At 38.9% G+C, this 10,191-nt stretch carries 11 protein-coding genes; 3 read left to right on the top strand and 8 right to left on the bottom strand.

The window, feature by feature from the left end; all coding sequences use genetic code 11:
• Positions 1-1,732, bottom strand: a 1,732-nt coding sequence (locus tag HMPREF9074_RS12340; RefSeq protein ID WP_232297127.1) for a hypothetical protein, incomplete at its 3' end; no start/stop codon positions are given.
• Positions 1,733-2,016: 284 nt separating this feature from the next.
• Positions 2,017-2,604 carry a porin family protein gene (locus tag HMPREF9074_RS05450; protein ID WP_009391348.1) on the bottom strand — a complete coding sequence of 196 codons (588 nt, stop codon included), beginning with the start codon at positions 2,602-2,604 and terminating at the stop codon, positions 2,017-2,019.
• A gap of 142 nt (positions 2,605-2,746) precedes the next feature.
• Here HMPREF9074_RS05450 and upp point away from each other — a divergent pair, with 142 nt between their 5' ends.
• Complete coding sequence (gene upp, locus HMPREF9074_RS05445; protein WP_009391347.1) at positions 2,747-3,397, top strand: uracil phosphoribosyltransferase; 651 nt, start codon at positions 2,747-2,749, stop codon at positions 3,395-3,397.
• Here upp and HMPREF9074_RS05440 read toward each other — a convergent pair.
• The 6 genes from HMPREF9074_RS05440 to HMPREF9074_RS05415 form a co-directional block, all read right to left on the bottom strand.
• The gene (locus HMPREF9074_RS05440) at positions 3,374-4,306 is read right to left on the bottom strand and encodes a DUF6427 family protein (protein WP_009391345.1); all 933 of its coding nucleotides are present in this window, start codon (positions 4,304-4,306) and stop codon (positions 3,374-3,376) included. The genes upp and HMPREF9074_RS05440 overlap by 24 nt on opposite strands.
• Positions 4,306-4,788 carry a hypothetical protein gene (locus HMPREF9074_RS05435; protein ID WP_009391343.1) on the bottom strand — a complete coding sequence of 161 codons (483 nt, stop codon included), beginning with the start codon at positions 4,786-4,788 and terminating at the stop codon, positions 4,306-4,308. Before HMPREF9074_RS05435 ends, HMPREF9074_RS05440 begins: the two co-directional genes overlap by 1 nt.
• A gap of 3 nt (positions 4,789-4,791) precedes the next feature.
• Positions 4,792-5,403: a porin family protein gene (locus HMPREF9074_RS05430; RefSeq protein WP_009391341.1), complete on the bottom strand. Its 612-nt coding sequence runs from the start codon at positions 5,401-5,403 to the stop codon at positions 4,792-4,794.
• A 46-nt stretch (positions 5,404-5,449) separates the two neighbouring features.
• Complete coding sequence (locus HMPREF9074_RS05425) at positions 5,450-5,680, bottom strand: ferredoxin (protein ID WP_009391339.1); 231 nt, start codon at positions 5,678-5,680, stop codon at positions 5,450-5,452.
• A gap of 165 nt (positions 5,681-5,845) precedes the next feature.
• Positions 5,846-7,087, bottom strand: coding sequence for a peptidase U32 family protein (locus tag HMPREF9074_RS05420; RefSeq protein ID WP_009391337.1), 1,242 nt, complete (start codon positions 7,085-7,087; stop codon positions 5,846-5,848).
• 33 nt (positions 7,088-7,120) lie between these two features.
• The gene (locus HMPREF9074_RS05415; RefSeq protein ID WP_369700493.1) at positions 7,121-8,365 is read right to left on the bottom strand and encodes an exo-beta-N-acetylmuramidase NamZ family protein; all 1,245 of its coding nucleotides are present in this window, start codon (positions 8,363-8,365) and stop codon (positions 7,121-7,123) included.
• Between the two features lie 61 nt (positions 8,366-8,426).
• Between HMPREF9074_RS05415 and HMPREF9074_RS05410 the strand changes: the two genes are divergently transcribed.
• Together HMPREF9074_RS05410 and HMPREF9074_RS05405 are read left to right on the top strand one after the other, a co-directional pair.
• The gene (locus HMPREF9074_RS05410) at positions 8,427-9,584 is read left to right on the top strand and encodes an ABC transporter permease (protein WP_034539914.1); all 1,158 of its coding nucleotides are present in this window, start codon (positions 8,427-8,429) and stop codon (positions 9,582-9,584) included.
• Positions 9,585-9,618: 34 nt separating this feature from the next.
• On the top strand, positions 9,619-10,158 hold the full coding sequence (locus tag HMPREF9074_RS05405; RefSeq protein WP_009391332.1) for a hypothetical protein: 540 nt from the start codon (positions 9,619-9,621) through the stop codon (positions 10,156-10,158).
• The last annotated feature ends 33 nt before the right edge of the window (positions 10,159-10,191 follow it).

The raw sequence follows: 10,191 nt of genomic DNA, 5'->3' as shown, positions 1-10,191 counted from the left end.
AAATAGGTTTTTGACTCTTGCCCTTTGAGGGTTGAGAGTTGTCACAAATACGGTAATTTAGGGTGTAACGCCCTATAGGGGTTTGAGCAGGAACAATGATGTTGCCGTCCTTAGTGATAACAAAAGAAATAGACGTAGATTGCGATAACAAGCTAAAAATTACTTTTTGAATATCAATAGGTTTTCCGTTTAGACGGTCGTTAGTGAAGACGCTACCTACAGTTGTAGCGGTAGTAGTAGTACTTTCAGTAGTAGTGAGGGTATAGGTATCGTCTGAGAGGGTGATGACTGTAGGGGTAGTAGTGGTGACAGTGGTGTTTGTTGTAATGGTTGGAGTAGTAACTGATTGTCGCACTACTATGGTTACAGTTGCTGTTTTACAAATAGGTTTTTGCTTCTTGTTTTTTGACTGTTGAGAGTTATCACAAATACGGTAATTTAAGGTGTAGCACCCTATAGGCGTTTGAGCTGGAACAATGATGTTGCCGTCTTTAGTAATAACAAAAGTAGTATTAGGCGTAGATTGCGGTAATAAGCTAAAAATTACTTTTTGGATATCAATAGGTTTTCCGTTCATACGGTCGTTAATGAAAACGCTTCCAACAGTTGTAGCGGTAGTAGTAAAACTCTCGGTAGTTGTAAGAGTATAGGTATCGTCTGAGAGTGTGATAATAGTCGGGGTGGCAGTGGTGTTTGTTGTAGTAGTTGGGGTAGTAACTGATTGCAGTATTGCTATAGTTACGGTTGCTGTTTGGCAAATAGGTTTTTGACTCTTGCCCTTTGAGGGTTGAGAGTTGTCGCAAATGCGGTAATTTAAGGTGTAATGCCCTATTGGGGTATGAGAGGGGACAATAATGTTGCCGTCCTTAGTGATGACAAAAGTATTTGGCGTAGATTGCGGTAATAAGCTAAAGATTACTTTTTGGATATCAATTGGCTTTCCGTTGATACGGTCGTTAGTGAAGACACTACCGACAGTTGTAGCGGTAGTAGTGGTGCTATGTGTGGTTGTGAGAGTATAGGTATCGTCTGAAAGCGTGATAACAGTAGATTCCTCTTTCGGATGAAGTAACTTTGTTTCCTCTTTCGTTTCATAAAAACGCAATGTATTATCGCCCCAATAAGTTGCATACTTTATAGGACAATTCGCTTGACAATTTGCTACGGTATAATGCTCATATATTACTATTCCATCTTTCTTTTCGTTAAAAAATGTGCCTTCTACCCTATACAAAGGAGCTCCTGCATTAGCATAACCTGCAGGCACTACTCCTATAGGAAGTATCTTTTTCCCTTTATATTTTAAATCTATAAGAGACACTTCTTCAGGGTAATCTACTGAAAAATAAATATCTTTAACCCCTCCTATACCCGTATTGCTAAGTACGAAAAAATCATTATGTTCACCATCTTTTTTATCAAACACTATAGGCGAAGGTTGTAAAAGCAAAGACGGTGAGCGCAAGTAATAGCTGTTAGAAAGCTTAGTATCATACAAGCGCTCACCGACTTTTAATTTTACAGTATCTTTGAGTTCTCCTTTAAGAAGCAATGCCCGAGAAGTTACTTTCCTATTAAATTCAAAAGCAATAGTGTTACTCTTGTTAATAGTAACTACAAATGTAGGTTGAGAAAGTAAAGTTCCTGCTTTTTGTATTATTTTAGCCTCTCCTTTTGTTATAACAACAGTACCTTCAGCGTATTCTACCCCTAAAGGGAGTATAATTTCCACTTCTACTGTTGTTATACCTTGAGGCACTGACAAACGAACTATTTCCTTTTCTTGAAAATTATCTAATGCAAAATGCAAATTAGTGGAAGTAAGAACATTTTCTATAGTTTGTCCGTCAGCAAATTGAAAAAATATAATGGTTAGTACAAATAAAAACCTTATTAATAGAATTCTATATAACTTTTCTATCTTCATCATCCTAATTCTGTTGGTAAATTTTAGGACAAAGATAGTGCTTTTTTACAATAACAAAAAGTTTTTTATACTATTTTTTATATTTTTATTTAGAACCGCAACCCTACACCTATTTGAATTTGTTGCAAAGTTGCCTTTTCAGAAAGGGCTTTATTGATATCTGAATATCCCCACGCATACCTACCATACACATACAAAGGATTTAATATTTTCACCTCTAAGCCTGCTACTATAGAGAAGTCCGTGTCTTTAAAAAGCTTCTTACCGTTCTCCCAAGTGCTATCCTCACTATTAGTTAAAAAACTGAACTGAGACCCTGCGTGTAACGACAGAAATTCATTAGGATTATACTTCAACAATACTGGCACACTCACATAATCCAGCGTTTTGTTCTTATTAAACTTTTCGTCCCACACTTGTTTGTAACTATTGCGAATCTCTGTATTGCTTTGGTTAAAGAGCACTTCGCTCTGCAATCCCCATTTGTCAGTAAAGTCAAATTCAAGAAATCCTCCTATTTGATAGCCCAACTTAAAATTGTCTTTATAGGCAACCCCTGCTATCTTTCCTAAGTTAGCCCCTGCTTTAGCCCCTATGTGAAACTCTTGAGCATAAGTTGCAGTGGTAAGTAGCATTAATGCAATAATAGCCGATAGTTTAACTAAGTTCTTTTTCATATATTATTATTGTTTTAAATATTTTGTACTGAATAAAGGGCAAATAATATGCCAATTTTTCAAAATTACTGATTTACTAATTTGCTAATCAGCAAATTATTTGTACCTTTGGGGCGTGAACAATTAAAATATTAACAAGCCAATGATTATACACCATTTGGGTGAAGAACCCTCAGTACTTAATCGTTTTATCGCAGAACTCCGCGATGTAAATATTCAATCAGACCGTATGCGTTTCCGTAAAAATTTGGAACGAATAGGAGAAGTATTATGTTATGAGATGAGTAAGTTCTTGCATTATCGCAGTGAGATTATCACTACTCCATTAGGCGAGAAGAAAGTACAACTACCTAAAGATGAAATAGTGATATGCTCTATCTTGCGTGCTGGTTTAGCGCTCCATCAAGGACTGATGAATTATTTTGACAATGCCGATAATGCTTTTATATCGGCTTATAGAAAACATACCTCTGAGACTGATTTCGACATAATGGTAGAGTATTTGGCATCGCCCTCTTTAGAAGGAAAAGTACTCTTCTTAGCTGACCCTATGTTAGCTACAGGACGTTCGTTTGCCAATGTGTACAACGCTTTAGCTCCTTTGGGGAAACCTAAAGAAGTACACCTATTTGCCGTGATTGGTGCCCAACAGGGGATAGAATATTTAGAAGACAAATTCCCTGAAAGTACTCATCTCTGGATTGCGACTATCGACCCTAATCTAAATGAATATGGTTATATAGTACCTGGTTTAGGTGATGCTGGCGATTTAGCTTTTGGTGATAAAATGTAAGGTAAGTAGCGCAGCGGGTAGTGAGAGTAGTAGCCATAGCACAGTCTCTTTTAGCCACCATATACGTATTTTCTCTACGTAAAGGGCAAAAATAATAGCTATAGGCGCAAAGCTATAGAGCACTTCTCTAGAAACTATGGCTACTATTACGGCTACCCAAAGAAACTGAATTACTACAAGGGAGCTGATACTGTGATAGGTAGTCTTAAAATAATACACTATCAGCGAAAGTGCAAACAAAAGCCCCAAACAGCCCAACGCTACTAAAGTAGGCAAAGGGTATGAAGGAAAAACTAAAAGATGCTCTATATCAGTGTAGAGTTTCTGATAATAGTCGCTCAAAAAAGAAGTGTAATCAAAAAGGATAAGCGTTGCCCCTAATAATATGCCGATAATAAGAATAGCTAAAAGAGGTATAAACCAATAACGACGCTTCTTAGCTCCATAGAAAAGCAATGAAATCCATATATTTAACAAGAAAATAAGTGCCCAAGGGTGCAATAGCCCAGCACAAACAATAAGTAAGGAGGTATCAAACAATTTCTGCGAGATACCTTCTCCTGTTTTTAGCGTAAGCACGCGCCATAAGGCAGCTATTATAAGGAAGTTAGCGCCTACTACTTTTACTTCTTGAAAAAGAGACGGAAAAAGCACTACAAAAATACTAAAAAAAGCTATCGAATAACAGTTTTTTGTCTCTGTTAATTCATTCCAGCGGTCTATCTGGTGCAAAAGCAATAAAGAAAGCCAAAATATCACAAAAGTGATAAGCAGTGTAGTAGTATGCGGACTATTAAAAGGGGCTATTTGTAAGATTTCATATTGATATAACCCATCACCTATCAACAGAGCTATAAGCACGATGATAAAAGTGATGGGTTTAGTATTTTCAAAACGTTCTGAAAGCATTAGTTACTAATAGTTAAAATATTACCTGCTACCGAAACATTATAATAGAGCAGATGATAAGGTGAAGTCACTTTGTCTATCGCAATAGGGCTCCCATTCACAAGGTTATACACAGTGCCATCGCAAGGACATTGTACAAAAATAAACGAATGGGTATTAGTATCATCACAACGCTCAAAAGTATTTCCTCCTCCTGACTTCGATGCACAATGCAACCGCTCGCAAGTATTGGTAGTGTGGTTAGGACAAGCTGCTTCCCAAGCGTAATACGAACTACCATTATAAGTCACAAAAAAACCCTTAATACCTCCGTAAGGTACAAAAACGGTACTCATAGGTGTTTTCAACGAATTGTACAGAGGTAAGTTCATATTGATAGTATAGGTAAAGTGAAATTCACCTAAGTAAGGGTTTCTAGTGCGTTGTTCTTTTTCGCAACCTAATAAAACGCCTAATACGAAAATGAAAATTATTTTTTTCAGAGCTTAAAATATATATCCTACTCCTACTGAGAGGGTTCTATTCTTAAAATTATAATCAGTACTAAAAGGTACGTGACTTAAACTGTTATCTCCTTCAAATATATTAGTAAGCCCTTGTACCCAGCGCAACTCAAAAAACCAACCCGATTGGGTAGTATAGCCTATACCAGCAGTCAGTGCTCCGTCTATCATATCAATAGCATCGTCTTTTACACGGGTTACTGGGTCTGTACCATCAAAATAGAAGTTAGGCTTATCAATGCGATATTCTAACTGAGGCCCTACGTGTAGATTAATACCTTTCCCTACATTGAAGCGTGCCAATACAGGAGCTGATAGGTAATCTAATGCTAATTTTGCCTTACCATAAGTACTATTTCTTATATTGGCACCGCGCCTGTTATAGATACCTTCTACCTGTAGAGAGAATAATTTAGAGAGAGGAAACTCAAGAGTAAGACCTGCATAATACCCGTGATAAGGATTCACACTGCTATCACTATTCACATTACCGCTCAGGGTAGCGTAATTATACCCTCCTTTGATGCCTATGTATTGTGCTTTCGCACTCCACAGTCCTAATAAACATACTGCTAATAATACTATTTTCTTCATTGGTTATATATTTTCGTTGATATTCAATTCATTATTCAAAAAAAACTCAAAGTTTCTTTGTAGTTATAATCTTCACAGGACAGGCTTTTTGGGCTTTCTCACAATCTTCATAAATACTATCATCATAACTCTTCAGTGTAAAGAACCCTTTCTTATCGGTAGAACGCAGTAGCACGCTCTTACCATCTTTCTTAGACATCTGAAACTGCTCAGGAGCCGCCTCCACACAGTAGTTGCAGCCTATACACTTCTCACGTTGTAAAGTTACTATTACCATTTATTAGTCGTTAGCCTTTAGTCTTTAGTCGTTAGTACGTTAGTCTCTAGCCTTTAATCGTTAGTACGTTAGTCTTTAGTTGTTAGTCTCTAGCCTTTAGCACATTAGTTTTTAATCTCTAATCTTTAAGTCGCTTTCTAACGACTAACGACTAATCACTAACGACTAATTCTTCACTATTTTATACAATTTATCTGATAAGCGCACTCTAAAATCAGTTTTGATAGTGCACGAATCCCCTTTTTTAGCGCGCTCGGCAGGGACGTCATTTACCATCATACTTGTTAGCTCAAGCTCTTGCACTCCTGTAGAAGGCCCTGTGATAAGTAGCTTATCGCCTATCTTTATATCAAAAGCCTCAATAGCAAACTCAGCTATACCTGTTTTAGGAAAATAGTGCTTGCCTTGCCCTATGTACACTTTCTTTTGGGTAGCATTAGAACCAGGATTCTCGCTCCATTCGCCGAGTTTTTGTCCTAAATAATAACCACCCCAGAACCCGCGATTATACACTGTCTTAAGGGCTTCTATCCACCCTTCAAATTTATCTTTGCTATAAGTACCTGCGTAATAAGCATCTATCGCCTCGCGATAGGTACGGATAACAGTCGCCACATACTCAGGCGCGCGCCCACGACCTTCTATTTTTAGCACCTTCGCCCCTGTATCAATTACTTGGTCGAGGAAATCTATAGTGCAAAGGTCTTTAGGCGACATCATATACTCATTGTCTAACTCTATCTCGAAACCGCTCTCTTGGTCAATTACGGTGTATTTCTTCCGACAGTTTTGCTTACAAGCCCCTCTATTGGCTGACGAGTTATGCGAGTGCAAACTTAGGTAACACTTGCCCGACACTGCCATACAGAGGGCTCCGTGTCCAAATATTTCTATTTCTACCAAATTGCCCGAAGGCCCCTTTATTTGCTCCTTTTCTATCTGCTCGCATATCTTTTTGATTTGTCGCAAACTCAGCTCGCGGCTCATCACCATCGTATCGGCAAACATCGCGTAGAAGCGTACGGTTTCTATATTAGTAATATTTATCTGAGTAGAAATATGTACCTCCATCCCTATCTGCCTTGCATAGGCAATTACAGCCTGATCCATAGCGATTACTGCTGTAAGCCCAGCTTTTTTAGCCGCATCAAGCAGCGTTTTGATGATAGAAAGGTCGTGATCGTAAATAATAGTATTGAGGGTGAGGTAAGTGCGAATACCTTTAGGAGCACAACGGCGTGCTATCTCATCAAGATCAGCAATAGTAAAATTGATGCTAGCCCTTGCCCTCATATTCAGCTGGTCTACCCCAAAATATACTGAGTCGGCACCGTTGTCTATCGCCGCTTGTAGCGACTCAAAGTTACCCGCAGGTGCCATTAGTTCAATTTTTCCTGTATTTGTCATTTTATAGTGAGTGAGGGTGCAAAGATACAACTTTTATTTATATAATAGGTATTTCTTTCTTATTTCTTTGAATTTATCGAGGTCTTTCTGCCAGCTTTGGCGTATTTCAGCTTCTGTTTTCCCCTCTGTAATTTGTTTCTTCAGCAGGTCATTACCGGCTATTTTATTGAAAGAAGCGGTAAAAAAAGATGTTTTAACGCCTTTCCCTTGCTCAAATGCTTTTTTTAGCCACGTCAAATTCAGTTGCGATAAGGGGGCTGTCTTGCTCAGGTCTTCACCGTAACATACTTTGCCATTAAACTTCGGACTTTTATCGCCGGCATTGGGCTTAGGCGTAAAGTGAAACGCGGTCTTATCAAAATAAGGAGCTCCGTATATTTGAAACTGCTTATTAGTGCCCCGCCCCATACTAACATTTGTCCCCTCAAAAAAACACAAGCTGGGGTACAAATTAACTGAAGCGTCATTAGGCAAATTAGGTGATGGCTTCACTGGCAAACTATAAGCCGTTTGGTGAGTGTAATTAACAAGCGAAATAACTTTTAAGTCGGTAGTAACTGACTTGGCAAGCCATTTTTCGCCATTAATCATCTGCGCATATTCCCCTATGGTCATTCCATAAACTACTGGCACGGGGTGCATACCAATAAAGCTTTTGAAAGCGGGCTGCAATACAGGCCCATCAATGTAGTGCCCGTTAGGGTTAGGGCGGTCTAAAACAATAAGCGGAATATGCGCCTCAGCACAAGCCTCCATCACATAATGCAAGGTAGAGATATATGTATAAAAACGGGCTCCTACATCTTGCAGGTCAAAGAGCATCAGGTCAATACCTTTTAGCTGCTCGGCTGTAGGTTTCTTGTTTTTGCCGTATAGCGATACTATTGGCAGCCCTGTGCGGGTATCTTTGCCATCTTTTATCACTTCGCCAGCATCGGCTTCCCCTCTAAAACCGTGCTCAGGAGCAAATACTTTAGTGAGCTTTATTTTCTTTTTTAGTAGCGTATCAACCAAATGTACGTACTTGCCTTTTTCGGTCTTTACGATGCCGGTTTGGTTAGTGACAAGCCCTATATTTTTATCCTGCAAATCTTTAATATACAGATACATACGGTTAGCCCCCACCACTACTTCCTTGCTGTGTTTCTCTGCTTTTTTCTCAATAGTAGTAGCCGACTGCTGCCCATTATTTTTGCACGAAATGAGTGTACATAAGAAAAAAAGTGTAATTTTGGCACTTCTAAAATTGATTATCGAATTGAATGTTGAATTTTTCATAGCGAAAAGAGTTATTTTCTCAAAAGGCGACAAAAGTACAATATCTTCACCAATTATCAAAATGGCAGTAGCTGCAATTGCCGTTGGAATGGTGATGATGCTCATCGCTATTGCCACTGGTATCGGTTTGCAGCGCAAGATTCGCGAGAAGTTAGTAGTCTTTCACGGGCATATACAAATTTTTAATTATGACAACAATGCCTCTGAAGTTTCTATCAAACCTATCTCTATCAACCAAGATTTTTATCCCTCTTTTAAAAGCGTACCACAGGTTACCCACATTCAGGCGGTAGCTACTAAAGGGGGCATTATCCGTACCCCCGACACCTACGAGTCTATCCTTGCTAAAGGGGTAGGAAAAGACTACGATTGGTCGCTGATGCGCGACTTTATCACCCAAGGGCGCGTACCTAAGGTTGATGGTGAAGAGATTACCGATGAGATACTAATGTCTACCTATTTAGCCAATCGTCTACACCTAAAATTAGGCGACCGCTGTCAGGCTATCTTCCTCAAAGACGAGGCAGCACAAGCTCCTAACCAACGTAGCTTCAAAATAGTAGGCTTGTACAATAGTGGTTTCCAAGAGTTTGACGCGTCTTATATCTTCACCGACCTGCGTCAAATACAGAAAATAAACAAATGGCAAGCTGACCAAATCGGCAATTTCGAACTCTTCATCAATGATTTTAACCAAATAGAAAACATTGGCAAACAGGTGTATGCTCATACCAATTACCACCTCGATTCGCAGACCATTATGCAAAAATTCCCTTTTATTTTTGAATGGTTAGGAATGTTCGATTTCAATATCTACCTCATTATCGGCATTATGATTATCGTGGGGGGCTTCAATATGATAACGGCTATATTAGTACTTATCTTAGAGAAAACCCCTATGATTGGCACCCTCAAAAGTATGGGGGCTTCTGATAAGAGTATTCGCAAAATATTCCTCTATAACGCTGCCTATATCATTGGGTTAGGACTGCTATGGGGCAATGTGCTGGGCTTTGCACTGCTCTATCTACAGCAGTGGTACAGCCTCGTAAAGTTAGACCCTGCCACTTATTATGTAAGCGAGGTACCTACAGCCTTTACCCCTATGTGGATTGTATGTTTAAACATTGGGGTGCTACTGCTCTGCCTGCTGATGTTGCTAATACCTACTTATATTATCACCAAAATTTCACCTACCAAATCAATGAAGTTCGCTTAAAAATAACTTTTTAGTAACAAATAAATATATCAATATGAAAAAACTTTTTCTTAGCCTTGCTTTTTTAACGCTGACCTCTTTGGCTATGGCACAGAGTACTAACATCTTGTCGCCCGCTTACCAAAGTAGTTTAAACTCACCTATAACCTACGGCGGTAATGTAGGTATCAACTTTACCACTTACGGTTTGAGTTTAGATTTATCACCCCGTATAGGTTATAAAATCACTAATGACATAGAGCTTGCTCTCAACATCAACGGCTCTCTACAGCACACTGAGTACTACCGCAGCCTCTCTTTAGGGGTAGGGCCTTCATTAGCCTATTATATCGGAAGAGCAGCCTATCTGAGCAGCTCTTTTCAGCACTATTTCGTATCACTTAAGAACAAAAGCACTAGTTACACCCATAACACCGAAGAAGACGCCCTTTACCTTGGCGGAGGTTATATGCAGCAATTGGGCAATAATACCTATTTGCAAATAGGTGCAAGCTATAACGTACTGTACAAAAAAGACAAAAGTATTTTCAGTTCGGGCTTAGTTCCTCACGTAGGTATCGTTATCGGACTGTAATCGAGCAACTACTTTTTTTCTGAATAATGATAA

The sequence above is a fragment of the Capnocytophaga sp. oral taxon 329 str. F0087 genome, assembly GCF_000213295.2.
In the GTDB taxonomy this organism is placed as follows: Bacteria; Bacteroidota; Bacteroidia; order Flavobacteriales; family Flavobacteriaceae; genus Capnocytophaga; species Capnocytophaga leadbetteri_A.
Note: the sequence above shows the minus strand (reverse complement) of the source record. Positions and strands in the feature narration are given on the sequence as shown.

What these genes read in the sequence shown, in the direction of transcription:
- HMPREF9074_RS05420 (WP_009391337.1), bottom strand. Translation starts at nt 7,087, where the DNA reads ATGACAAATACAGGAAAAATTGAACTAATGGCACCTGCGGGTAACTTT.
- HMPREF9074_RS05405 (WP_009391332.1), top strand. Translation starts at nt 9,619, where the DNA reads ATGAAAAAACTTTTTCTTAGCCTTGCTTTTTTAACGCTGACCTCTTTG.
- upp (WP_009391347.1), top strand. Translation starts at nt 2,747, where the DNA reads ATGATTATACACCATTTGGGTGAAGAACCCTCAGTACTTAATCGTTTT.
- HMPREF9074_RS05440 (WP_009391345.1), bottom strand. Translation starts at nt 4,306, where the DNA reads ATGCTTTCAGAACGTTTTGAAAATACTAAACCCATCACTTTTATCATC.
- HMPREF9074_RS05410 (WP_034539914.1), top strand. Translation starts at nt 8,427, where the DNA reads ATGGCAGTAGCTGCAATTGCCGTTGGAATGGTGATGATGCTCATCGCT.
- HMPREF9074_RS05415 (WP_369700493.1), bottom strand. Translation starts at nt 8,365, where the DNA reads ATGAAAAATTCAACATTCAATTCGATAATCAATTTTAGAAGTGCCAAA.
- HMPREF9074_RS05430 (WP_009391341.1), bottom strand. Translation starts at nt 5,403, where the DNA reads ATGAAGAAAATAGTATTATTAGCAGTATGTTTATTAGGACTGTGGAGT.
- HMPREF9074_RS05450 (WP_009391348.1), bottom strand. Translation starts at nt 2,604, where the DNA reads ATGAAAAAGAACTTAGTTAAACTATCGGCTATTATTGCATTAATGCTA.
- HMPREF9074_RS05425 (WP_009391339.1), bottom strand. Translation starts at nt 5,680, where the DNA reads ATGGTAATAGTAACTTTACAACGTGAGAAGTGTATAGGCTGCAACTAC.